Source organism: Streptomyces sp. NPDC059828, from assembly GCF_042731955.1.
Taxonomy (GTDB): Bacteria; Actinomycetota; Actinomycetes; order Streptomycetales; family Streptomycetaceae; genus Streptomyces.
This window is the reverse complement of the sequence record NZ_JBHWIW010000018.1, coordinates 48,223-71,619: the sequence shown is the minus strand read 5'-3', so window position 1 is coordinate 71,619 and position 23,397 is coordinate 48,223. Positions and strand designations below refer to the sequence as shown.

At 70.6% G+C, this 23,397-nt stretch carries 17 protein-coding genes and 1 tRNA gene; 7 read left to right on the top strand and 11 right to left on the bottom strand.

Annotation, left to right across the window (positions count from 1 at the left end; genetic code table 11):
* Position 1: 1 nt before the first annotated feature.
* The 6 genes from ACFV6V_RS13765 (at position 2) to ACFV6V_RS13740 (ending at position 8,573) form a co-directional block, all read left to right on the top strand.
* Positions 2 to 1,342 carry a hypothetical protein gene (locus ACFV6V_RS13765; RefSeq protein ID WP_385563652.1) on the top strand — a complete coding sequence of 447 codons (1,341 nt, stop codon included), beginning with the start codon at positions 2 to 4 and terminating at the stop codon, positions 1,340 to 1,342.
* Positions 1,339 to 4,002, top strand: a complete 2,664-nt coding sequence (locus ACFV6V_RS13760; protein ID WP_385563650.1) for a tetratricopeptide repeat protein — start codon at positions 1,339 to 1,341, stop codon at positions 4,000 to 4,002. The genes ACFV6V_RS13765 and ACFV6V_RS13760 overlap by 4 nt, the downstream gene beginning before the upstream one ends.
* A gap of 12 nt (positions 4,003 to 4,014) precedes the next feature.
* Complete coding sequence (locus tag ACFV6V_RS13755; RefSeq protein WP_385563647.1) at positions 4,015 to 5,349, top strand: PP2C family protein-serine/threonine phosphatase; 1,335 nt, start codon at positions 4,015 to 4,017, stop codon at positions 5,347 to 5,349.
* A 103-nt stretch (positions 5,350 to 5,452) separates the two neighbouring features.
* Positions 5,453 to 6,820: a VWA domain-containing protein gene (locus ACFV6V_RS13750; protein ID WP_385563644.1), complete on the top strand. Its 1,368-nt coding sequence runs from the start codon at positions 5,453 to 5,455 to the stop codon at positions 6,818 to 6,820.
* A gap of 83 nt (positions 6,821 to 6,903) precedes the next feature.
* The gene (locus tag ACFV6V_RS13745; protein WP_385563641.1) at positions 6,904 to 8,061 is read left to right on the top strand and encodes an FHA domain-containing protein; all 1,158 of its coding nucleotides are present in this window, start codon (positions 6,904 to 6,906) and stop codon (positions 8,059 to 8,061) included.
* Positions 8,062 to 8,168: 107 nt separating this feature from the next.
* The gene (locus ACFV6V_RS13740) at positions 8,169 to 8,573 is read left to right on the top strand and encodes a globin (protein ID WP_385563638.1); all 405 of its coding nucleotides are present in this window, start codon (positions 8,169 to 8,171) and stop codon (positions 8,571 to 8,573) included.
* On the opposite strand, the gene solA is transcribed toward ACFV6V_RS13740, so the two are convergent.
* The 8 genes from solA to ACFV6V_RS13700 all read right to left on the bottom strand — a co-directional run bounded on the left by solA (position 8,557) and on the right by ACFV6V_RS13700 (position 18,486).
* Positions 8,557 to 9,708, bottom strand: coding sequence for an N-methyl-L-tryptophan oxidase (gene solA / locus ACFV6V_RS13735; RefSeq protein WP_385563635.1), 1,152 nt, complete (start codon positions 9,706 to 9,708; stop codon positions 8,557 to 8,559). The two genes, ACFV6V_RS13740 and solA, sit on opposite strands and share 17 nt — an antisense overlap.
* A 43-nt stretch (positions 9,709 to 9,751) precedes the next feature.
* Positions 9,752 to 10,468, bottom strand: coding sequence for a hypothetical protein (locus ACFV6V_RS13730; protein WP_385563632.1), 717 nt, complete (start codon positions 10,466 to 10,468; stop codon positions 9,752 to 9,754).
* Positions 10,465 to 10,893, bottom strand: coding sequence for an acyl-CoA thioesterase (locus ACFV6V_RS13725; protein ID WP_385563629.1), 429 nt, complete (start codon positions 10,891 to 10,893; stop codon positions 10,465 to 10,467). The genes ACFV6V_RS13730 and ACFV6V_RS13725 overlap by 4 nt, the downstream gene beginning before the upstream one ends.
* A gap of 15 nt (positions 10,894 to 10,908) precedes the next feature.
* Positions 10,909 to 12,573, bottom strand: coding sequence for an energy-dependent translational throttle protein EttA (gene ettA / locus ACFV6V_RS13720; RefSeq protein ID WP_385563626.1), 1,665 nt, complete (start codon positions 12,571 to 12,573; stop codon positions 10,909 to 10,911).
* Positions 12,574 to 12,714: 141 nt separating this feature from the next.
* Positions 12,715 to 14,151: a Cys-Gln thioester bond-forming surface protein gene (locus ACFV6V_RS13715; RefSeq protein ID WP_385563623.1), complete on the bottom strand. Its 1,437-nt coding sequence runs from the start codon at positions 14,149 to 14,151 to the stop codon at positions 12,715 to 12,717.
* A gap of 212 nt (positions 14,152 to 14,363) precedes the next feature.
* Positions 14,364 to 14,840, bottom strand: a complete 477-nt coding sequence (locus tag ACFV6V_RS13710) for a single-stranded DNA-binding protein (RefSeq protein WP_385563620.1) — start codon at positions 14,838 to 14,840, stop codon at positions 14,364 to 14,366.
* Between the two features lie 166 nt (positions 14,841 to 15,006).
* Entirely contained in the window at positions 15,007 to 16,881 is a 1,875-nt protein-coding gene (locus ACFV6V_RS13705) for a GTPase (RefSeq protein WP_385563618.1), read from the bottom strand.
* A gap of 6 nt (positions 16,882 to 16,887) precedes the next feature.
* Positions 16,888 to 18,486, bottom strand: coding sequence for a dynamin family protein (locus ACFV6V_RS13700; RefSeq protein WP_385563741.1), 1,599 nt, complete (start codon positions 18,484 to 18,486; stop codon positions 16,888 to 16,890).
* 314 nt (positions 18,487 to 18,800) lie between these two features.
* On the opposite strand from ACFV6V_RS13700, the gene ACFV6V_RS13695 reads away from it, so the two are divergent.
* Positions 18,801 to 18,873, top strand: a tRNA-Arg gene (locus tag ACFV6V_RS13695).
* Between the two features lie 255 nt (positions 18,874 to 19,128).
* On the opposite strand, the gene ACFV6V_RS13690 is transcribed toward ACFV6V_RS13695, so the two are convergent.
* The 3 genes from ACFV6V_RS13690 to ACFV6V_RS13680 all read right to left on the bottom strand — a co-directional run bounded on the left by ACFV6V_RS13690 (position 19,129) and on the right by ACFV6V_RS13680 (position 22,972).
* Positions 19,129 to 20,223, bottom strand: coding sequence for a hypothetical protein (locus ACFV6V_RS13690; protein WP_385563615.1), 1,095 nt, complete (start codon positions 20,221 to 20,223; stop codon positions 19,129 to 19,131).
* Positions 20,224 to 20,265: 42 nt separating this feature from the next.
* Positions 20,266 to 22,476 (bottom strand): hypothetical protein, encoded by a 2,211-nt coding sequence (locus ACFV6V_RS13685; RefSeq protein ID WP_385563613.1) that lies wholly within the window; start codon positions 22,474 to 22,476, stop codon positions 20,266 to 20,268.
* Positions 22,477 to 22,537: 61 nt separating this feature from the next.
* The gene (locus tag ACFV6V_RS13680; protein WP_385563610.1) at positions 22,538 to 22,972 is read right to left on the bottom strand and encodes a hypothetical protein; all 435 of its coding nucleotides are present in this window, start codon (positions 22,970 to 22,972) and stop codon (positions 22,538 to 22,540) included.
* Positions 22,973 to 23,397 lie beyond the last annotated feature (425 nt).

Here is a 23,397-nt window from a genome sequence, read left to right as displayed (position 1 = left end):
GATGGGCGTCGCGGGAGCCTCCCCCGGACGGGCGGGGGAACACCCAGGTCCGGTCATGGACCGGGACGAGGTGGACCGTGCTCTGGCGCGGCTCGGTGAGGAGTACGAGGCGATCGAGACCTCGCTGCTCGCCCTCCAGGACCACGCGGGCCGCAGGCTGCTGGAGGGTGCGGAGCTGACGGGGGTCACCAAGGACCGCTGGGCGTCCACCGAGCAGGCGATCACGCTGCTGTGGAACTACTTCGACGCCTACTCGGCCGCGCTGAACTCCGCGCGTGAGCTGCGGGCCCGGCGCCGCTGGCCGAACCGGGACGACCTGGTCGCCCTCACCGACCGGCTGCGGGGCCCGGGCGTCACCGTGCCCAGTCCGGCCGCGGCCGCCTCCCCCACCCTCACCGGACCGGCCAAGCTCTCCGAACGGTTCTCCCTGGAGGACCTGGTGAGCCGGATGAACCAGCTGTACGCACGCTCGCTGGACATGGTCGTCGCCGCCGACGCGGTCTGGTCCGCGCTGCCCGCGCGGATCGATCTGCTCTCCGCCGAGCTCCAGCGCACCCGCTCCCTCGCGCACTCCGTCGGGGTGCGGCCGGGTGAGCACCCCGCGGGAGACGACCTGGAGTCGATCACGCAAGAGCTGTCGGCCTTGCGCGCGCAGGTGGTGTCCGACCCCCTGGCGTTCTGGTCGCCCGCGCCGATGAGTTCGGCGCCCGGTGGCGGCAGACCGGACACCGACCGCTATGACCGGGCGGCGCGTGCCCTGGAGGACGTCCGCCGGGAGATCGAGGCAGTGCTCGCGGTACGCCAGGACTCGGAGGAGCGGCTGCTCCGGCTGCGGGATGTGCTCTCCCGGGCGGACCGCACCCTCTCGGAGGCCCGGTCGGCGCGCGGCGAGGTGCTGGCGAAGATCGCGGCGTCGGAGGTCCCCGCCGTCAGCGGCCCCCCGACCGCCCTTCAGGAGCGTCTGGCCACGGCGGCCGAGTACCGCCGCCATGCGCAGTGGCACCGCTTGTCGCCCCTGCTGGAGTCCCTGGAGCGGGAGGCGGAGGACGAACTGCTGCGGGCCCGCGAGTCGCTGACGGCCGTGACTGCTCCGCTCGCGGTCCGTGCGGAGCTGCGCGGCAGACTCGACGCCTACCGGGCCAAGGTGGCCCGCCACGGCATGGCGGAGGACCCGCTGCTGATCGAGCGCTATGACGCGGCGCGCCGCATGCTGTGGAGCGCTCCCTGTGATCTGCGCGTCGCCGGGCAGGCGGTGCTGCGCTACCAGCAGGCGGCTGCCGAAGTCCTGGTCCCGCAGCAGCCGGGACCGCATGACCGCACCGGTCACCAGGGGGAATCATGAGTGCGACGGCCACATGCGAACGCCACGGCTGCGAGGGCGCGTACGAGGACATGGGCGGCGGCGAGCTCTACTGCGACACCTGCGGACTCGCCCCTTCCGCCCCGGTGACCGGGAGCGCCGGAGGGAACGCCGCCGGGAGCACGGGCGCCGGCTCGTCCGGTGGCCCGGGTGCCTGCCAGCGGCCGGACTGCGAGGGCGTGTACGAGGACATGGGCGGCGGCGAGCTCTACTGCGACACCTGCGGGCTCGCCCCCGTCGTCTCGGCGGCCGGCACCCTGTCGTCCCCGCCCACCGGAGTGGCGGTCGCGGCCCGGGGAGGCGGCGACAGCCGCGGTTCGGCTTCGCTGACGGGGGGCTCGCGGTCGTCGGCCTCCCGCTCGTCGCGGTCCTCCCGTTCGTCGACCTCCCGCAGATCGGTCTCGGGCCGTCTGTCGCGTTCCCTCTCGGGTCGCGCCACAGGCCGTTCCGTGTCGGTCCGCAGCTCCGGCTCCAACTCGTCCTCGTCGGGCCGGGGACGGCTCGGCGCAGGCTTGGTCGCCGTACCGGAAGTGCCGCGTCCCGACCCCCGTTCCGCGGTGATGGAGAACCCCGAGGTTCCCGAGCGGAAGCGTTTCTGTAGCCGCAGCGAGTGCGGTGCGCCGGTGGGCCGGGCACGCGGTGAACGGCCGGGCCGTACCGAGGGCTTCTGCACCAAGTGCGGCCATCCGTACTCGTTCGTACCCAAGCTGCGGGCCGGTGACATCGTCCACGGCCAGTACGAGGTGATCGGCTGCCTCGCCCACGGCGGCCTCGGCTGGATCTATCTCGCCGTCGACCGTGCGGTGTCCGACCGCTGGGTGGTCCTCAAGGGCCTGCTCGACACCGGGGACCAGGACGCGATGGCCGCCGCGATCTCCGAGCGCCGCTTCCTGGCGGAGATCGAGCACTCGAACATCGTGCGCATCTACAACTTCGTCGAGCACCTCGATCCGCGCACGGGTTCGCTCGACGGGTACATCGTGATGGAGTACGTCGGCGGCAAATCCCTCAAGGAGATCGCCAACGAGCGCCGCGCGCCCGACGGCAGGCGCGATCCACTGCCCGTCGAGCAGGCCTGCGCGTACGGGATCGAGGCCCTGGAGGCGCTCGGCCATCTGCACAGCCGCAATCTGCTGTACTGCGACTTCAAGGTCGACAACGCCATCCAGACCGAGGACCAGCTGAAGCTGATCGACATGGGCGCGGTCCGCAGGATGGACGACGACGACTCGGCGATCTACGGCACTGTCGGGTACCAGGCGCCCGAGGTCGCCGAGCTGGGGCCATCTGTCGCTTCGGACCTCTACACGGTGGCCCGTGCCCTGGCGGTGCTGACATTCGACTTCCAGGGCTACACCAATGTGTTCGTGGACTCGCTCCCCGATCCGGACAACATCGAGGTGTTCCGGCGGTACGAGTCCTTCTACCGGCTGCTGGTCCGCGCGACCGACCCCGATCCGGTCCGCCGCTTCGCCTCGGCGCAGGAGATGGCGGACCAGCTGACAGGTGTACTGCGGGAGGTGGTGGCCCTCCAGACGGGGCGGCCGCGTCCGGCCCTGTCCACGCTGTTCGGACCGGAACTCCGGGTGACGGACACCGAGTTGTTCGCGGAGGCGGACGGTGAGGTGTCGGCCCTGGGGGCTCGGGCAGCGAGGCGCAAGGGCGCCGCGGCTGTTCACGCTGCGGGCCCGGTGGCCACGGAGACCGCGGCGCCGCATCTGACACCCGTGGACGCCCGGGCCACCGCGCTGGCCCTGCCGGTGCCCCGGGTCGATCCGAACGACCCGAACGCCGGTTTCCTCGCCGGGCTGGTGGCCTCCGCACCCACCGAACTGATCTCCGCTTTGAGCGGCGCGCCCGCGAGCTCCCTCGAGTTGCGGCTGCGCGAGCTGAGGGCGCGGCTGGAAATGGGGGAGCTCGGCTCCGTACAGACCTCGCTGGCCGATCTGGAGGCGCACCATCCCGATGACTGGCGGGTGGTCTGGTACCGCGGGGTCGCGGCTCTTGCGACCGGTGACGACGAGATGGCGGCGCTGTCCTTCGACGCGGTCTACGACGCCTTCCCGGGTGAGGCTGCGCCCAAGCTGGCCCTCGGCGTGTGCGCCGAGGTGCTCCGGCAGTTGGACAACGCCGCGGAGTACTACCGGCTGGTGTGGACGACGGACCCGAGCTTCGTGAGCGCGGCGTTCGGCCTGGCCCGGGTGCAGCTCGCCGCGGGCGACCGCACGGGGGCCGTACGCACCCTGGAGTCGGTGCCCGAGGCTTCGATCCACTACACCGCGGCGCGGGTCGCCGCGGTACGGGCCAGGTTGCGCAGACGTGCCGCCGGCGAACCCCTGATCGACGAACTGACGGCCGCCGCCGACCAGGTCGTGGCACTCGACGGGTTCGGTCTGGACGCCGTGCGCCGTGCGCGGTTGTCCACAGAGGTACTGGGGACGGCGCTGGACTGGGTACTCTCCGGTAGTCCCGGGGCGCGGCCCACCGCGACCGTCCTGCTCGGCAGTGAACTGGACGAGCGCGGACTGCGCTTCGGCCTTGAACGCTCGTTCCGGGTGCTCGCCCGGCTCGCCCAGCACGGCGAGGAGCGCATCGAACTGGTGGAGCGGGCCAACCGTTTCCGCCCCCGGACGTGGGTGTGAGTGAGGGACCGTATGCACCAGCTCTCGGCGTGCCCCGGCTGCGAAGAGCCCCTGGAATCGAGCGACCTGTTCTGTGGTGCCTGCGGGTACGACCTGTCGGCCCTGTCCGGGCCGTCCCAGGACCGTCCCACGCTGGCCATCGGCTCCCCGGGACCGGGGCAGTGGCAGGGAGCCCCGGGGCCGTACGGGGCCGGGGCACAGGCTCCGGCTCAGCGGCCGGACATCGACGCGGGCGGGCGCCCGCTGCCCGCGACGGCGGTGCGGTACGACGGTCCCGACGCCGCCCCGGCTGAGGCGTCCACCGCGCATCCGATGCCCGCCGCCGGCACCTTCGCCGCTTCAGGTGACTTCGAGCTCGCCGCCCCGGACCCGCGAGCCGTGGCGGCGGCGCAGGGCCACGCTGCCGTCCCGCCGGACCCGGGCGCCAAGGTCTGTGTGGCGTGCCGCGCCGGGCGGGTCGACACCGACGGCTACTGCGAGCACTGCGGCCACGCCCAGCCCCGCGAGCGCGACCACATGGAGCAGGGGCTCGGCGACACCGTGGCGGCGGTGAGCGACCGCGGGCTGCGCCACCACCGCAACGAGGACGCGTTCATGGTGTCGTCGACGGCGCTGACCGACGGCTCCCCCGCCGTCGTGGCCATCGTGTGCGACGGGGTGTCGTCGGCGACCCGGCCGGACGACGCCTCCGCGGCAGCCGCCGACGCGGCCAGTGCGTCACTGCTGGAGGCCCTGCCCAGGGGTGTGCACCCGCAGCAGGCGATGCACGAGGCGATCGTCGCGGCGGCCGAGGCGGTCAACTCCCTGGCGACCGAGCAGTCCGGGGCGATGGAACACGATCCGCACCGCCACCAGAACGCCCCGGCGTGCACGCTGGTGGGCGCCGTCGCCGCGGCCGGCCTCCTCGTCGTGGGCTGGGTCGGCGACAGCAGGGTCTACTGGGTACCGGACGACCGCAGCACGCCACCGGCCCGGCTGACGGAGGACGACTCCTGGGCGGCCCAGATGGTGGCGACGGGTCTGATGAGCGAGGCCGAGGCATACGCGGACGAGCGTGCCCACGCCATCACCGGCTGGCTCGGCGCGGACGCGTACGAGCTGGAGCCGCACACCGCCGCCTTCAAGCCGGACCGCCCGGGCGTGGTCGTGGTCTGTACGGACGGCTTGTGGAACTACGCGGAGGCAGCGGAGGACATGGCGCTGGCGTTGCCAGGGGACGCGGCGGGCCGCCCACTGGCGGCGGCGCAGACGCTGGTCGGGCACGCGCTGGACGGGGGCGGCCACGACAACGTAACAGTGGCCGTCATGCCGTTCACGGTGCCGGGCGCCGGGGCAGGATCCGCCTGAACGGGGCGCTCTTGCCCATATCCCCGCCAGGCGCCGTCTTTTGCCGTGTCTGTCTGTTCTATCTGTTCTCGCTGTTGTGCGGAACGTCAAGGAGCCGGTTCGGATGGCGAACTTCTCGAAGTCGAATGTGCCTCGGTTCTCCGTCGAGGTGTACCAGAACGAATACCTGCCGGAGGGCGGTCGCGAGGTCAACGCGATCGTCACGGTCACCTCCACCGGGGGCGGTACGAACGGCGGTACGACCGCCGGCGGCGCTTCGGCCTCACCCGCCTCGCTCGGGTCGCTGCCGGGCCCCGGGGCATCGGCCGCGGTCGTGCTGATGGTGGACTGCTCGGGCTCGATGGACTACCCGCCGACGAAGATGCGCAACGCCCGGGACGCCACGGCCGCGGCCATCGACACGCTCCGCGACGGCACGGCCTTCGCCGTGGTCGCCGGCACCCATGTCGCGAACGAGGTCTACCCCGGAGGCGGCCGTCTCGCGATCGCCGACGACCAGACCCGGGCCCAGGCCAGGGAGGCGCTGCGCAGGCTGAGCGCGGGCGGCGGCACGGCGATCGGCACCTGGCTGCGCCTCGCCGACCAGCTGCTGCACTCCGGTGACGCGGCGATACGCCACGGCATCCTGCTCACCGACGGTCGCAACGAGCACGAGTCTCCCGAGGACCTCAAGGCCGCCCTGGACGCGTGCGCGGGCCGATTCACCTGTGACGCACGCGGTGTGGGGACCGACTGGGAGGTCAAGGAGGTCACCGGGATCGCCTCCGCGCTCCTCGGCAGCGCCGACATCGTCGCCGACCCGGCCCATCTGGCCGCCGACTTCACGCGGATGATGGCGGACGCCATGGGCAAGGAGGTCGCGGACGTGGCGCTGCGGCTGTGGACGCCGGTCGGCGCGGAGATCACCTTTGTGAAGCAGGTGGCCCCGACGGTCGAGGACCTGACCGGTCGCCGCACCCAGGCGGGTCCGCGCGCCGGGGACTACCCCACCGGCTCGTGGGGCGACGAGTCCCGTGACTACCACGTGTGCGTGCGGGTCCCGCAGGCCGGCCTGGGCCAGGAGATGCTGGCCGCCCGGGTCTCGCTGGTACTCCCCGACCCGGCCGGAGGCACCCCGCAGACCCTCTCCCACGGTCTGGTCCGCGCGGTGTGGACGGACGACATGGCGTCGTCGACATCGATGAACCCGCAGGTCGCGCACTACACGGGACAGGCCGAACTGGCACAGGTCATCCAGCAGGGCCTCGATGCCCGCAAGTCGGGCGATATCGACGGCGCGACGGCGAAGCTGGGACGCGCGGTGCAACTGGCGGCGGCCTCCGGGAACGAGGACACCGCGAAGCTGCTCGCGAAGGTGGTGGACGTCGTCGATGTGGCGACCGGTACTGTGCGACTGAAAGCAAAGGTGGCGGACGCGGACGAGATGACACTCGAAACGCGCTCCACAAAGACAGTTCGCGTCAAGAAGTAACAAGCGGTAGACCGAAACGCTACGCGACACAAGAGCGTGTCAGGCCCTGCCGGGCCCGACGAAGGAGAGGGGGAAGCACCGACATGCCGACTTGCCCGAACGGACACCAGTCGGGTTCCGACGACTGGTGCGAGGTCTGCGGACATCGCATGGCCGGGGCGGGCGCGGTGCCACCGCCTGCCCAGCCGCATGCTCCCATGCCCCCCTCTCCCTCCCAGGGGTACGGCTACCCGCGCCCGGACGGGCCGCCGCCGCCCCCGCCCGGATACGGCTACCCGGGCCCCGACGCCACCGCACAGGCGGAGATCTGCCCGCAGTGCCGTACACCGCGTGAGCCGATGGCGCCGTTCTGTGAGGAATGCCGCTGGAACTTCCTCACGAACACGGCGACGTCGTACACGCCCGTGGCTCCGCCCGGACGCCCTGGACCTGGCCACGGTCCCGGTCCCGGCGGTCCGGGTCCAGGCGGTCCGGGCTTCCAGACGGGACCCCCTCCGCACCGAGGGGACCCGTACGAGTACCAGAGCTCGCGGCCTTCCCAGATGAACCGTCCCGCCGAGCCCCTGATCGGCGAGCCGTCAGCCGGTGGCCGGCCTCCGGGCCCGCCCGCCCCTCCCGGCTTCCCGCAGTCGGGAGGCCCGGGGACGTACCAGCAGCCCGGCCCGCCACCCCCGCAGGGCTTCCAGCCGCCGCCCGGCTTCCCACAGGCCGTGCCGGCGCCGCCACCGCAGCAGCACGGCGGCGATGACGACTGGATGCTGCCGCCGCCCTCCCAGACCCAGCCGCCGCAGGGTTCGCAGCCGTACCAGGGGCATCCTCAGGCGCCTCATGCACCGATGGGCTGGACTGCGGCCATCGCGCCCGACCGGGACTACTTCCGGGCGATGATGCATCGCAGCGGACCGGAAGCCGTCGGCCTCAATCTGCCCGCGTACTCCCCGGAGCAGCAGCTTCAGCTCACGGGGGGCCAGGTCACCATCGGCCGTCGCCGGCACTCCACGGGCGAGTCGCCCGACATCGATCTCGGGGTGCCGCCGGAGGACCCGGGGGTCTCGCACCAGCACGCGATCCTGGTGCAGCAGCCGGACGGGAGCTGGGCGGTGGTCGACCAGAACTCCACCAACGGCACCACGGTCAACGGCGGCGAGGACCCGATCCAGCCGTATGTCCCGGTGCCGCTCCAGGACGGCGACCGCGTGCACGTGGGCGCTTGGACGACGATCACCATCCGTCGCGGCTGACCCCAGCCGGAATGACCGGGCGGACGGCCCTCACGCGGGCCGTCCGCCCCTCGGGCCCCTTCCACGAGGGCCACGGTCCCCTTCCCCGCGTCTGAGACCATGGCAGGGTGAATGAGATTCCGCGGGGCACACTTCAGGAGCAGACCTTCTACGAGCAGGTCGGCGGCGAGGAGACCTTCCGCCGCCTGGTGCGGCGCTTCTACGAAGGCGTCGCCGGGGACCCGCTGCTGCGCCCGATGTACCCCGAGGAGGACCTGGGCCCGGCCGAAGAACGGCTTGTGCTCTTCCTGATGCAGTACTGGGGCGGCCCCCGCACCTACAGCGAGCACCGCGGCCACCCCCGGCTACGGATGCGCCACGCACCGTTCACCGTCGACCAGGCCGCGCACGACGCCTGGCTGAGGCACATGCGGGCGGCGGTCGACGAGCTCGGGCTCGCTCCGGAGCACGAGCGGCAGTTGTGGGACTACCTCACCTACGCGGCGGCGTCGATGGTCAACGCGGCGGGCTGAACCTGCCGGGCGCGAACAGCCCGACGGGGTGCGCGGTCGTCCCGGCCAGCGCCAGATCGGCGAGGATCTCGCCGACCACGGTGACGAACTTGAAGCCGTGCCCGGAGAAACCGCAGGCGACGGTGACGGTCTCCGGGTGACGCGGGTGGCGGGCGATCACGAAGTGCTCGTCGGGGGTGGTGGAGTACATACAGGTGGCGGCCCTGAGGAGGCTGCCGGGGAGGGTGGGCAGCCGCGGGGCCACCTGGTCCGCCATGGCCCGGATCTCGTCCTCGTGAACGGTGCGGTCGATCGTCCCGGGGGTGCAGACCGCGCCCTTGCGGAAGAAGGCGACCTTGGCCCCGCCCCCGGGCCCGTCGATGGCCGGGAACCCGTAGATCTGGACCCCGTCGGTGTCCTCCCAGACATAGATGGGATGCCGGTCCGGGGTGTAGGGGCCGGTGCCCGAGGTGGGCTGGAACCAGTACATGACCTGCCGCTCGATGGTGATCGGCACACCGAGATCCGAGAGCAGAGCGGGAGCCCAGGCACCGGGGCAGACCACGAGCTGCCCGGCCGTGTAGACGTCCTGGGCCGTGTGCACCCGTACGCCGCCGGCGTCCGCCTCCCAGTGGGTGACGGGCTCGTCGAAGCGCAGCTCGGCGCCGTCGCGCCGGGCCAGGTCCAGATGGGCCGAGACGGTGTCCTCGGGGCGCAGCAACCCCGCCCGCGCCTCGTACAGCGCGACCTCGTCCTCGCGTGGTGTGAAGGTGGGGAAGCGCCGGTGCAGTTCCCTCCCGGTGAGCAGCTCGTGCGGCAGGCCCCACCGCTCGGCGGAGCGCAGCGCCCCCGCGACGGGCGTGGACTCGGGCCTGCCGATCATCACACCCCCGCAGAGGGTGGCGATCGGCCGGCCCGAGTCGCGTTCCAGACGTTCGTAGAGCTCGTAGGCCCTCAGAAGCAGCGGCACATAGGCGGGGTCTTCGAAGTAGGCCTGCCGAGTGATGCGTGAACCGCCGTGGCTGGAGCCCTTGTTGTGCGCGGGGCCGTACTGCTCGAGCCCGACGACCCGGGCACCGCGTGCGGCCAGGTGGTGAGCGGCGGCGCTGCCCATGCCGCCGAGTCCGAGGACGATCACGTCCGTGGCCGGTGCCATCGGCAGCTCCTCAGTGCGGGATCCGGGACCTTGCTCCCGGACCCTACGCGTGGTGCCTCGTGGTGGGCGTGACCGTGAGCCCGCCGATCCCGCCTGTGCGCACCGCGATCGAGCCGTACGGGGTGCGCAGCCGCAGCCAGCCGCCCGCGGCCAGCAGGGCAGCCCCGCCGGGCGCGCCCAGGGGTACCGGCCGCAGAAAGCCCAGGGACTGGGCGGCGTGCACGGCCCGCAGCGGCAGTGCGGTTCCGCCGAGGGTGCGCGACCAGATCTCCCGGCCGATGCGGTCACGCTCGGCGCGGGTACGGCTTTCCTGAGGCAGTGCCTCGTCGCGGGCACGGAACTCGGCGACGGCGGCGGCGACCGCGCCGCGCATCTCGGGGACCCCGGGCAGCCCCGGCAGCTCCCGCCAACCGCCGCGGGGTGGCAGCACACCGGCCCATGGCGGACCGGTGACCGCGGCCGGGACGGCCAGTGAGGCGCCCTCGATGGACTCGAGCAGCTCCCCCGCCGACACGGTGGCATCGAGCGCGGCGACCGTACCCGCGTCCCACCCGGCGAGCCGGGCCGTGCGGATCGCCAGCACCTCGAACGACGGCGGCCTGCCGAACACGGCAAGGCTGCCCTGCCCGTCTCTGGTACCGCCCGCCTGGATCCGGACCGCCGCGGCACGGTCGTAGTGGAGGAGCCGGCCGAGGAAGGCGGCGAGGTCCGCCGCCTCCCTCGCGTCGGCGAGCAGCAGGGTCTGCACGGGCGCCGTCATGCCGCGACCGCGTCCGCGCCTTCGTCCAGGTACTCCAGGAGGAAGGACTTCTCCTCGGCGCTTATCCGGCGCGGGCGGGCCGCAACCAGGTCGTAGGGGACGACGACGGTCGAGGCCCGGACATACACCTGCTCCGGGTCCTTGATCTCATAGGCGATCGTCAGCGACGCCGCCCCGATCTTCTTCACCCACGACTCCACGGTGACCGGCGTGTGCCGGTGCACCAGGGGCCGTACGTAGTCGATCTCATGCCGGGCCACAACGGACCCTCCGGAGAACGACGGGGAGCCGTCCCCGGGCGCCAGCCGGAACATGAAGTCGATGCGGGCCTCCTCCAGATAGCGGAGGAAGACCACATTGTTGACATGCCCGAAGGCATCCATGTCCGACCAGCGCAGGGGGCACTGGTAAATATGCCGAGCCACTGACCTCGTCCTGCCTCAGCCCCGGGTGAGCTTCTTGTAGGTGGCACGGTGCGGACGGGCCGCGTCCGGACCGAGCCGCTCGATCTTGTTCTTCTCATAGGTCTCGAAGTTGCCCTCGAACCAGAACCACTTCGAGTCGCCCTCGTACGCCAGGATGTGCGTGGCGACCCGGTCCAGGAACCAGCGGTCGTGGGAGACCACCACGGCGCAGCCCGGGAAGTCGAGCAGCGCGTTCTCCAGCGAGGAGAGGGTCTCGACGTCGAGGTCGTTGGTGGGCTCGTCGAGCAGCAGCAGGTTGCCGCCCTGCTTCAGGGTGAGCGCCAGGTTCAGTCGGTTGCGCTCACCGCCAGAGAGCACACCGGCCGGCTTCTGCTGGTCCGGGCCCTTGAAGCCGAACGCGGAGACATACGCGCGGGACGGCATCTCGACGTGACCCACGTTGATGTAGTCCAGCTCGTCGGAGACCACGGCCCACAGCGTCTTCTTGGGGTCGATGTTCTCGCGGCTCTGGTCCACGTACGAGATCTTGACGGTCTCGCCGACCTTGATCTGGCCGGAGTCCGGGGTCTCGAGGCCCTGGAGCATCTTGAACAGCGTGGTCTTGCCCGCGCCGTTGGGGCCGATCACGCCGACGATGCCGTTGCGCGGCAGGGTGAAGGAGAGGTCGTCGATGAGGACCTTGTCGCCGAAGGCCTTGTTGAGGTTCTCGACCTCGACGACGACACTGCCCAGGCGGGGGCCCGGCGGGATCTGGATCTCCTCGAAGTCCAGCTTCCGGGTCTTCTCGGCCTCGGCGGCCATCTCCTCGTAACGGGCCAGACGGGCCTTGGACTTGGCCTGCCGCCCCTTGGCGTTGGAGCGGACCCACTCCAGCTCTTCCTTGAGCCGCTTCTGGCGCTTGGCGTCCTTCGCGCCCTCGACCTTCAGACGGGAGGCCTTGTTCTCCAGGTAGGTGGAGTAGTTGCCCTCGTAGGGGTGGGCGCGACCGCGGTCGAGCTCCAGGATCCACTGGGCCACGTTGTCCAGGAAGTACCGGTCGTGGGTGATGGCGACGACGGTGCCGGCGTACTTGGCCAGGTGCTGCTCCAGCCACTGCACGGACTCGGCGTCCAGGTGGTTGGTGGGCTCGTCGAGCAGCAGCAGGTCGGGGGCCTCCAGCAGCAGCTTGCAGAGCGCGACGCGGCGCTTCTCACCACCGGACAGGTTGGTCACGGCCCAGTCGCCGGGCGGGCAGCCCAGCGCGTCCATGGCCTGCTCCAGCTGTGCGTCGAGGTCCCAGGCGTTGGCGTGGTCCAGGTCCTCCTGGAGCTTGCCCATCTCCTCCATCAGCGCGTCGGAGTAGTCCGTGGCCATCAGCTCGGCGATCTCGTTGAACCGGTCGAGCTTGCCCTTGATCCCGGCGACGCCGTCCTGGACGTTCTCCAGCACGGTCTTGCTCTCGTCCAGCGGGGGCTCCTGGAGCAGGATGCCGACGCTGTAACCGGGCGAGAGGAACGCGTCACCGTTCGACGGCTGCTCCAGACCGGCCATGATCTTCAGCACAGTGGACTTACCGGCACCGTTCGGGCCGACCACACCGATCTTCGCACCGGGCAGGAAGCTCAGGGTGACGTCGTCAAGGATCACCTTGTCGCCGTGCGCCTTGCGCGTCTTGCGCATGGTGTAGATGTACTCAGCCAAGAGAAACCGTCCGGCGATATGTGAGTGGGCAGATGGATTCCATCTTGCCTGACCGCCACCCCGGGAACGAAACCCGTATCGTCAGGCAGCGCTGACCTGCCTGTTCGCTGTCCATATAGTCAGCCATCCCATCGGCAGGCCTCAGTCACCGGCAGGCGGTGTCTGCTTCCGGCGCACCAGGACGATCACGGCACCGCCCACGAGCACCAGGGCGATCGCCACACCCGCTATGACCGGGGTGAGGCCTGACGAGCCGGTGGCGGCCAGATTCTCCCCATCGGCGTCCGCGCCCATCAGAGCGGGGCTGGGCCCCGAGGACGGCTGGTCGGGCACAGGTCCCGCCTGGCCGGTGGTCTTGCAGTCCAGCACACCCTTGAAGGTCTTCGAGAAACCACCGGGCCCGGTGATCGTGAAGTCGTAGGCCCGGTCCTCCGGCAGCGGGACGGTGACGGTGCGGGTCTCACCGGCCGCGATGGAGTACCTGAGGCCCATCAGCTCGAAGGTGAACGGCTGATCGCCCGTGTTGCCGGCCGTGATGTCGACCCCGCCCTTGGCGCAGTTCTTCCTCGCCGACAGCGCCGGTATGGGCCCGCTCTTGCCCCAGGCGGCCGTCACGGTCGCGGAGACCGTGGACCGGCTGGACCCGGCGAGAATCTGTGTCTGGCTCCTGGTCGCCCCGGCGAAGGCCCGGCCGACCGGGACCGAGGTGGTCGCCTGGAGGGAGAGCGAGGCCGTGCCGTCAGCGGCGCCGGAGGGTATGTCGAGGTAGAGCTGGCTGCCGTCGACCGCGGAGGTGACGGGCGCGCCGTCCTTGGCGACCACCTTGATGCCGGTGGCGGCGGCGTCGGCGGGCGGGGTCACCGTGACGCGGTCGGCGTCGGTACGGACCGTGATCGGTCCCAGCCGCCCACCCGCCTTCCCGGAGACGGCGTTCGGTTGCAGGCTGAGCGAGGCACGCGGTTCGCCGAGGTCCTTCGCCTTCTTCTCCAGCCAGTCGGCAAGCTTTTCGGCCGCCGGGTCGACCGCCTCGACATCGACGCCGTCCGAGTAGCGCCAGATCGCGACCTGGGTGCCCGCGGCGGCCGTCCGCTCGGTGAGCGCACCGGCGCCCGCCCGGTCGGCGAGCGCCGTGAGGTCGTCGACCTGCGGGTAGGAGTGCAGCAGGATCCAGCGGATCCTGCCCGCGTTCGTGTTGGCACCGAGCGAGGTCTGGTTCCAGGGCGTCTCCAGATACCTGGCTTGCTCCTGGGTGGGGTTGTGGATGTCGACGCAGTACGTCTTGAGGCTGCCGCCGCCGTCCACGGTCATCTCGAAGAGCCCGGCGGGCAGTTCCTGGTCCTGCCCCCCTTCGTGCAGCACCGCGCGATCGAAGGTGGCGAGTCCCCCGAGAGTGGCGGAGGCACCACCCGTGTGCTGCGGGGCGTCGTCGGCCTCAGCCGGTGCCGCGGCGCCTATCGAACCCGCCGCGAGCAGCCCCGACAGCAGAACCGTCGCAGCGAGCCGGACGGCTCCCCGCCCGCGTACGGAAAGCGCAGAGAGCGCCGCAGACGCAGAGGACGCAGAGAACGCAGCAAACACAGAATTCCCCTCCGGGCGAGGCCGTTCGCGTGGGATGCGTGGGGGGAAGTGCCTCGCCAAAAGACTCAAGTGCCCCGTGAGCACTGGAAATCCTAGGGCGCGGCGCGACTTGGTGCCCCGTCATACCTTCAGATAACCGTTCCGAATCGGAATCGTTATCACCGCCTTCACATCCCTCAGGCGACTCCCGTCAAATCTCCTCAACCGGAAGGTCAGAAGGGGGCGCCGACGGTCTCCTCACCGATGGTGACGATCGTCCTGTCCTCGGTGACGGCGCCTCCCTCAGCGCCCTGTCCACCCGGCCCCGTAACGGCCGGGTCACCCGTGTCGCGTCTGGCCACACGGCGGAAGGCGGAGGTGCCCCGCGACAGGTCGTGTCCGGCCGCCACGGCGTCGATGTCGACGGACGTCCGCCGCTGTCCCTCCCGCTCCTCCTCCCGGATCCGCAACCGGCCCTGCACCACCAGTGGTTCGCCGACGGTCACGGAAGCCGCGAGATTCTGCCCGAGGCCCCGCCAGGCCCACACGTTGTAGAAGCTGGTGGCACCGTCGGCCCAGAACTCGCGCTGGCGGTCCCAGCGGCGCGAGGTCACCGCGAAGCGGAACCGCGCGTATCCCCCGCTCGCCGACTCCCGGTACTCAACCGCCGTCGCCACATTCCCCACCAACGTGACCATCGTCTCGTTCATGTCCGATCCCCTCGGTGTGCTGCTGAAGACTCGCTGACCGGTCCCATGCTGGATCGGCGCGCCGAATCCCGCCGGGGCCTGTGGAAGCCGTCGGGATTGTGGAAAACCCCGCCACCCTTTCGGGTGACGGGGCATCGGCAGAACGTCAATGTCCGTGTCCGCGTGTTCAGCGTCTCGACACCGTCACGTACTGGTCCCGCACTTCCCGGTAGCGCAGCAGCTCGGCCGCGACCGGATCCAGCACCCGGGCCCTCCCGCACGCCGCGGCGGCCTCCTTGAGGCGCCGTTCCGCGTCCTGCCCGTATCTGTGCGCGGGCCCCTTCGCGGCGCTCGCACACGCCCACTCCACCAGCGGCCCGCCGATGATCCCCGTCAGCATCAGCAGCACCGGGGGGATCAGCAACGGATCCGTCACACCGACGATCTGGCCCACCAGCCACAGCCCGCCGCACACCTGGACGATCGTCATCATCGCCTGGGCCAGTACCGCGGCAGGCCACCAGGCCGGCCGGGGTGGCCGCCCGTTCGGGGTCCCCAGCGTCACGGCCAGTTCGTCGAGCGCCTCCGGCAGCCCCTCGGCCCCCCGGACCGCCGCCTCCCGCACGGCCTGCGCCCAGGGCGCGGGCAGTCCGTGCGCCGCCTCGTCCGCGACGACACGTACGGCCTGTTCGACGCGCTGACGGGCCGTGAGCTCCTCCTCCACCGGCTCCAGGGGCTGTGGAAGCCCGCTGCCGGGGGTGCGGACGCGCTCGAACCAGCGCCACAGCCGCAACCACGGCGTGCCGCAGGCCCGGCCCGCGCTCCTGCGCCACTGGCGTTCGGCCTCCTCGCCCACCGCCGTGGCCCCTACCGCGACCGCCAGCCGGGCGGAGAAGTCGTCCCGGGCCCGTTCGCTCAGTCCCGCGTGACCGTCGGCGACGTACACACGACGCAGTTCCTTCGCGGCGGCGTCGACGTCGGCGGAGATCCGGCTGGCCGCAGCGGTGCGACCCTGCACGAAGCGCCCGAGCAGCTCCCGCAGATCGGCGACGCCCTCACCGGTGACGGCCGACAGGGCGAGCACGGTGGCGCCGGGCTCTCCGTGTTCGCCGACCGCCATACCGTCCTCGTCGAGGAGCCGGCGCAGATCGTCCAGCACCTGGTCGGCCGCCTCGCCGGGCAGGCGGTCGATCTGGTTCAGCACCACGAAGCTGACCTCGGCGTGGCCGGCGAGCGGCCTCAGATAGCGCTCGTGCAGCGCGGCGTCGGCGTACTTCTCGGGGTCGACGACCCAGATGACCGCGTCAACGAGTTTCAGCACCCGGTCCACCTGGTCCCGGTGCGCGGTCAGCGCCGAATCGTGGTCGGGCAGATCCACGAGCACCAGGCCTTGGAGTGCCTCGTCGCCCGATCCGCCCGCGAGCGGCCTGCGCCGCAGCCGCCCGGGGATGGCGAGCCGGTCGAGCAGTCCGCCCGCCCCTTCGGACCAGGCCAGGGAGATCGGGGCGGATGTGGTGGGCCGGCGCAGTCCGGTCTCCGAAATGGGTACCCCGGCCAAGGCGTTGAACAGCGTCGACTTGCCGCTCCCGCTGGCGCCCGCGATGGCGACGACGGTGTGCTCCGACGACAGCCGCTGCCGCGCCGCAGCCTCGTCGAGCACTCGTCCGGCCTCTTCGAGCGCCTGGCCCTCGATTCGGGTACGGGACAGGCCCACGAGCTCACGGAGGGCGTCGAGCCGGGTGCGCAGCGGGGCTGCGTAGGGGCCGGGAACCGGGATGTGCGGCTCCCCCGCGGGGTCCTCCGGGCACGGCTCCGCGGCGCGGCGGGCGATCAGCCCGTCGTCCCAGCGCCCCTCGTCCGCGCCGGGCTGGCCGTCCGCGTGCCGTCCGTCCGCCTGCTCGCCGTCCTCGTGCGCCGGGTCCTTCCCCGTACCGGCCCCGGAGGCGACGGCGGGCCCCGCACCCTCCGTCCCCGCCTCCGTCCCCGTCTCCGAGTCCATCTGCGTTTCCGCCCTCGGAGCGGTCCCCGGGCGGTCCTCGGTCTCCCCAGTGACGGCGGTCATCGGCGGTCACCTTTCCTTCTGTAGTACGGACAGCGCGGCGATCAGCTCGGCTTGTGGTTCCGGGGACACTTCGAGGGCGTCCAGCGGGGCGAGCCGCCGGTCGCGTTCATCCCGCATGACGCCCTCGACACAGTCCTTCACCAGCTCACCGCCCTTGTCCCGCAGTCGCAGGGCGCTCTGGGCACCGAGGCGCTCGGCGAGCAGTTCGCCCGCCGCGCGGGCGCGCCGGCCACCGAGCAGCGCGGCGGCGAGCAGAGCCGCGACGGTCTCGGGATCGGGCGCGGCCGACTTCTCCATGTCCCGTACCGCCTCTTCGGTGAGCTCCTCCAGCACCCGCCGCCAGCGCCGTACGGCCATGCCGATCCGCTCCCCGCATTCCCGGTCGGCTCCCGCGAACCCGCCTCCCACCGCCCCCGCCGCGGGCTCGTGGCGCCATGCCTCCTGGAGCCGCTCGTCGGCGGCGGCCACCGCGCAGTGGAGCAGTGCGGTCAGGCTCTCGGCGATCGCGTCGAGCACCTCTGTCGCCGAGCTGTCGCGCGGGTAGCCGCGCCAGCGCGTACGGGCGTCTCCGGCGAGTACGGCGCCCCGGCCGAGCTGCTTGTGCACCCGGTCGGTCTCTCGGGCGTACGACTCGTCGAGGCTGCCGGAGAGGCGTACAGCGGCGGCGTACTGGGCCGCGACGGCGCCCGCGAGATCGGGCATGCGGGCGGAGAGCGAGTCGATGACCCCGGCGGCCGTACGTACCAGGGTCTCCCGGCGTGCCACGGGGTCCAGGGCCTGGTGCGCCAGCCAGTCCCTGAGCGCGACGACTGCGGACTCCGGGAGCAGCCCGCTGCCGAGGCCGGCGGACTCCGGGAGTTCGGGGATGGTGAAGCGCGGCACATGTCCGAGCCCGGCCTTGGTCAGGAGCGCCGCGTACTGCCGGGAGACCTCGTTGACCATCTGGTGCGGGACCCGGTCGAGCACCGTGATCAGCGCGGCGTCGTACTGCTTGGCCGTACGCAGCAGGTGCCACGGCACGGCGTCCGCGTAGCGGGAGGCGGTGGTGACCATGACCCAGATGTCGGCGGCGCAGATCAACTCGGCGGCCAGCATCCGGTTCTCGATGACGAGCGAGTCGATGTCGGGCGCGTCGAGCAGCGCGAGCCCGGGAGGCAGCGCTCCTGAGGTCTCCAGCCGCAGCGCACCGCCCTCCGCCTGCTCGCGCTCCCCGCCGGGGGTCTCGGCGTCCTGCTGCGGAAGCCATACGCGGGTGAGGTGCGGCAGCACCCTGACCCCCGCGAACCAGTGGAGGTCATCCGGGTGGCACACGAGGACGGGCGTCCGTGTCGTGGGCCGCAGCACCCCGGCCTCGCTCACGCGCCGCCCCACAAGCGAGTTGACCAAGGTGGACTTGCCCGCCCCGGTGGATCCGCCGATCACCGCCAGCAGGGGCGCGTCGGGGTGCTTGAGCCGGGGCACCAGATAGTCGTCGAGCTGCGCGAGCAGCTCGTCCCTGGTCCGCCGGGCGCGCGGCGCACCGGGGAGCGGTAGTGGAAGACGCACCGCAGCGACACGGTCGCGCAGGGCGGAGAGTGCGTCGATCAGCTGAGGCCGTACTTCCATGGTCACCACATGCGAAGAATGCCCAATTTTGGAGTCGTTTTGAAGCGTATGGCCACCCCTGCGCGCCGATCAGATGGGCGAAATGGCCGAGGCAAGTGGGGCGCAGGCATAACGAGTGCACAACACCCGGGGCGACAGGCGAAAAAACCGCTGCAAGAATCGCACCTGCCTGCGATTATCGGTTCGCTTCACCGAACCTCCACATCGTGCCACGCAGGTGAAGCAACCGGGTCAAGGCGAATGGAGCCCTATCCTTGTCCCGGCAAGGTCACGGCCGACCCACCAGGGGCTCCAGGCCACCGAGGCCACATCTGGCCCCCGTAGCTCAGTGGATAGAGCAGGCGCCTTCTAAGCGCTTGGCCGCAGGTTCGAGTCCTGCCGGGGGCGCACAGAAACTTCGCTGGTCAACGCCCACGTGGGCGAGCAGCGGGGTGCGCGAGTGGTTCGCGAGGGTCTCGAGCTCGTACGTGCCGGCGCCGGATCCCGTCGCCAGCGCTCCGCACCCGCGGTGCTGCGCACTCGGACCCACCCTCCTCGACCCGGCCCATCCGACCTGATCCGGCACCGATCCGGTTCAGGGTCGGCCAGAGCGCCCCGCGCCGGGCCGGTAGCGGCCTCGGCGGGGGCTGGGGTAGACGGTCGTCAGGGCATCCGCAGGTCGGAGCAACCGTGTTGCCGCGCCGACTGCTCGGCGAACGCCGTGAGTGCGTCCTTCTCGAAGTCACGGGCGGGCTTCCGCACGGGGTAGGCGTCGTCGTCCGTGTCGAAGATCCGCCAGAGGGTGAAGAGTGCCCGCTCGGACGATCCGGGGCACTGGGCGGAGGCCCAGGCATGGTTGCCGTTCTCGGAGAGCCCGGCGGTCCTGCGCAGATCGGCGGGACCGGACTCCTTGAGGCTCTTGGCATAGGGCCCGTACACGGCGGACATGCCGTACCCGGGCCTGCCGTCCGGCGTGGCCAGGAAGCAGTCGGCAAGGGGGGCCTGCCGCTGCGATGCGGACTCCATGGCGTTCGGCACGCCTGAGTGTGTGGCGGCCGAGGCCAGGGAGCGCACCGGGGCGCACGTTCCGTCGGCCCGGGACAGGGGGTGGCTTGTGGTGAGAGGGTCGGCCGGAGTCGTCGTGATCGGCCCGCCCGGCGTCGCCGTGCAGTCGAACCTGTCCGCGGCGTTCGCCGCCGCCTGCGCGGTGGCCCGGGCGAGCGCGGTCCGTTCACCGCGGTCGCCGGGGCCTTCCCCGCCTGACAGCACGCTGCTGACCAGAAGGCTCTCGTTGTGACGATTGCGGCACCGCAACGCGATCGACACGCGGGACTGGCCGGACGTCGAGGTGATCGTCCCGGGCCAGCCGCCGCCCAGCGGGGCAGCGCTCCCCGTGGCCCCCCGGAGGTCCGCGCGACCCGGGAAAAGGGAGGCGGCGTCGGCGTCGCCGCCCCAGCGCACATCGAACAGGACGGCGGCCGTACCAGCGGATGTCGTGATGCCGCAGCGGGTGAGGCTCTGAGCCGGATCGCCGAGGAGCGAGAGATCCCCCTTGCCGGATCTGGCCCGCCCCTTGCCACCGAGGACTCGCAGTGTGTCGTCGGGGGCGAGAACACCCTCACAGGCAGCACCGAGGGCCCGTCCGCCGCGCCAGTCGTCGTAAGCGCCGGAGAAGTAGAAGATCCCGGAACCTGCGAGGACGATGGCGAGGGCAACAGCGAGGAGGGCTCGGCGGGTCTTGAGCTTCGTGAGTTTCATATGCGTCGTTCTGCTCCGGTGGTACAGGCCGCGCGGCCCCTGCTACATGTCGGTGCGCAGGGCCAGCAGCGCTTGGTCTCGCCCTTGCTTGTGCTTCAACTGCCCGTCTCCGACGAGGACCTTCGCGAAGTCGCTCTCCTTGTCGTGCCCGTTGCTCTCGGCCCAGGAGGTGACCATTCCGTCCACGACCTTCTGGCCGGAGGTGAACGACTTGTAGTTCTCCTCCGTCGCCGCCGCATTGATCTCGGCGATCCTGTCCTTCGTCGCTTCATAGGAGGCGAAACCGAGGATGCGGTTACCGATGTCGCCCGTCACGCCGTACTTGTCCGGAACGAAGTTGAGGGCCGCACCCGGCGCTGACGTCACAGCGTTGTTGAAGTCGTTGGTCCACTGCGTGTCGTTGAACCTCTTGTCGAAGGCGACGTCTCCACGCACGCCGTCGTAGGCACCCATCGCGGCAGAAGCCTCCTGGATCCGCGCCTTGGTGGTGTCGTTGGTGGTGCTGTCCGGCATGCCGGCGAAGGTGTCCAGGGAGTACTGCTTCTCCGCCTGGTACACCTGCCCGAACGCCGCGGGGTCGTCGGCGACTCCGCGCATCAGCTTCACCAACTGGTCCCTCGGGACGGACATATGGGTCTGGCCGTCCTCATCCGTCCACGCCTTGTCCGAGGTGTTGTAGGTGGTGTTGTCCAGACCGAGGATCTGATGCAGGTCGGGTGTGTAGTCCGTCATCAGGTTGGCCATGGGCTGTGTGAGGTTCTCGGGCAGCTTCTCCGCCTGGCCTGAGGAATTCAGCACGTTGATCGTGTCGTGCATGATCCTGGCCTGCGCGATGCTGTGCCCGCCCAGCTCATGGTCGGATCCCGGAACATAGCCGGTGGCAGCCGACTCGAGCACGGCACCGAAACCGGTACGGACATCCTTGTCGAACGTGTCCGGCCCGATGCCCTCGACCTTGGCCTGGTCCTTGGTGGTATTGACGAGATCCCAGTCCCGCTCCTTCAGCAGGTACTCGAGATTGTCGTTCTTCGAGTCGGCGCCCGGGTCCAGATAGGACGTGGCGGTCTTCGGATCCTCCGCCATGATGCCCAGCACACCGTCGAGAGGGTCGTTGGCGAACCAGCCGTCCTGGCTTCCGCTGAATTCCCCGCTCAGATCCCAGACGTCCGGATCGCCGCCCTGCCCCTTGTCCTCGGCATGGCGTATGTCGTCGGCCATGTCCTTGAGGAACTGCCCGGAGTAGCCGTCGCCGTGCTGCATCAGCGTGACCAGACTCTGATAGCCGCGCGCCTGCTGTCCATGACCGACACCAACCGCGATCTTGTCACCGGTGGCGTCCAGGTCGAACTGCTGAACCCCGGCCTTCTTCAGATCGGCCCGGAAGTCCTTGTAGAACGTGGAGTCAGGGTCCTTGGTCGCGGTCGCAAGGGTCGTGGCGAGACCCTTCTGGAGACCCAGGTAGTCCTTCTTGTGGTCCTTGTCGTCGAAGTACGCCAGGTCGTTGAGCCTGTTGGTGAACTTGAGCGTGTTCTGTGCGCCGAGACCGTCGAGGAAGGTCTGGGTGAACTTGGTGTCGTCGGCGTTGTCGCGGAACGTACGCTGGAGTTCCGCCATGTCCGCTGCGGAGACCTTGTTGCCGTTGTTGATCTCCATGGCGATGGAGGCGGCGTGGTCGGCCTCGTACTCCTCGACGTCCGACTTGGCATCGCGGTTGAAGCCGTTCAAGGTGCCATCGGTGACATCCCCGTCGATGACCGCCGCCTCAAGGGCTATCTTGACGCCGTCGTCGGCGTCGTTGATGTCCTGGACCGCGGCCTTGATGGCCTGATTCCATTCACCCACGGCCGTGCGGACGGAATCCTGGTAGTCGCGGTCGTGGTGGTAGGCGTTGCGGGTGCCTTCGTCCATCTTCTCGAAGTCGAACTCGACGACCCCCTGCTCCGACACCTTCATGCCGGCCTTGATGGCATCGTCATGCACCGCCTTGAGCTTGCCGCGCAATTCGGTGAACTGCTGGTGGGCATCGCGCAGCAGGGAGGCGATCGCCTTGGCTTCCTTCTGGGCCGCCTGGTACTCGCTCAGAGTGACCTTGAAACGGCTGCTGGCGGCGGTCGCGGCCAGGCCCTGCCAGGTTTGGCCAAGGGATATGTTCGAGACGTCCCGCTTGTAGTCGGCTTCGAGCTTCTTGAACTCACCCGCCATCTCGTCGCATTTGTCAGCCGCGTTGGTCAGCGTGGACAAATCGGTGGTCATCGCTTCGTGGTATGTCGGCATGTGCTCCCCCGTAGAGCTTATGGCGTTGTGCGGCGGCAGATCAGAGGATGTCGAGCGTGGACGACTGGCGCACCTGCGACCTGATGCCGATGTCATTGCTCTGGAACAGGATCGAGGTGTTGCGCAGCGCGGCCTTGTCCGCGCCGAGGCGGTCCACCAGCGCCTTGACCTGCTTCTCCCAGGTGCCGTGTGCCTTCTTCAAAGCGCCTGAGGTGTCCCAGCCATGGCCGTCCTTGCCGCTGAACTCCTTGACCGCGCTGTCCGTCTTGTCCTCCGCGACCTTGCCGGCCTTCTTCGTGTCCGGCTCGAGATGCTGCTCGATCGCATTCGCGGCAGCCTTCTTCTCCGCCGGCGAGGAGGCCAGATCTCCTATGCCACCGCCGCCACCCGCGGCGGGGGCCGCCTGATTGAGCCGCATCCCCGTGGGCTGCGCGGCCTCGTCGGCCTTCAACTGCTCCCACTCGTTCCACGCCATGGCGTGAACTCCTCTCCCATGTCGGCGTCAGGGCCGTATCCGGCGGCGAGGCCGGGCGTCCGGAACTCGCCGGCCGGACCGGGTTCACCCTGAAGTCCCGAGGGCGATACGAGGGCGGACGACGACGCAGGAAGGGCTGTCGAAGGACTCGCCCGGGCCCTGGCACCTTCCCTCTCGCAAAGCCGAGGTCAGACGATCATCCTAGTAGTTGCCACTGTCGCGGCGCAGTCCTCTTCATCACCCACACAATGGGCATAAGTCGCTTACAGAGAGCGGGATTTACCCCCTTGGGGAACACCCATGACCAGCGAGGCGCCGCGGATGCGTGCACCGAGGAGACCGCTCGGGTCCGTGGTGGCGGTCGCGATGGCGACGACCGGCCGGGGGGCCCACCCGATGGAGGGGTGGACCGGGCCGGCCCCGAG

What these genes read in the sequence shown, in the direction of transcription:
- ACFV6V_RS13685 (WP_385563613.1), bottom strand. Translation starts at nt 22,476, where the DNA reads ATGACCACCGATTTGTCCACGCTGACCAACGCGGCTGACAAATGCGAC.
- ACFV6V_RS13730 (WP_385563632.1), bottom strand. Translation starts at nt 10,468, where the DNA reads ATGACGGCGCCCGTGCAGACCCTGCTGCTCGCCGACGCGAGGGAGGCG.
- ACFV6V_RS13745 (WP_385563641.1), top strand. Translation starts at nt 6,904, where the DNA reads ATGCCGACTTGCCCGAACGGACACCAGTCGGGTTCCGACGACTGGTGC.
- ACFV6V_RS13755 (WP_385563647.1), top strand. Translation starts at nt 4,015, where the DNA reads ATGCACCAGCTCTCGGCGTGCCCCGGCTGCGAAGAGCCCCTGGAATCG.
- ACFV6V_RS13705 (WP_385563618.1), bottom strand. Translation starts at nt 16,881, where the DNA reads ATGACCGCCGTCACTGGGGAGACCGAGGACCGCCCGGGGACCGCTCCG.
- solA (WP_385563635.1), bottom strand. Translation starts at nt 9,708, where the DNA reads ATGGCACCGGCCACGGACGTGATCGTCCTCGGACTCGGCGGCATGGGC.
- ACFV6V_RS13690 (WP_385563615.1), bottom strand. Translation starts at nt 20,223, where the DNA reads ATGAAACTCACGAAGCTCAAGACCCGCCGAGCCCTCCTCGCTGTTGCC.
- ACFV6V_RS13700 (WP_385563741.1), bottom strand. Translation starts at nt 18,486, where the DNA reads ATGGAAGTACGGCCTCAGCTGATCGACGCACTCTCCGCCCTGCGCGAC.
- ACFV6V_RS13765 (WP_385563652.1), top strand. Translation starts at nt 2, where the DNA reads ATGGGCGTCGCGGGAGCCTCCCCCGGACGGGCGGGGGAACACCCAGGT.
- ACFV6V_RS13760 (WP_385563650.1), top strand. Translation starts at nt 1,339, where the DNA reads ATGAGTGCGACGGCCACATGCGAACGCCACGGCTGCGAGGGCGCGTAC.
- ACFV6V_RS13750 (WP_385563644.1), top strand. Translation starts at nt 5,453, where the DNA reads ATGGCGAACTTCTCGAAGTCGAATGTGCCTCGGTTCTCCGTCGAGGTG.
- ACFV6V_RS13710 (WP_385563620.1), bottom strand. Translation starts at nt 14,840, where the DNA reads ATGAACGAGACGATGGTCACGTTGGTGGGGAATGTGGCGACGGCGGTT.
- ACFV6V_RS13680 (WP_385563610.1), bottom strand. Translation starts at nt 22,972, where the DNA reads ATGGCGTGGAACGAGTGGGAGCAGTTGAAGGCCGACGAGGCCGCGCAG.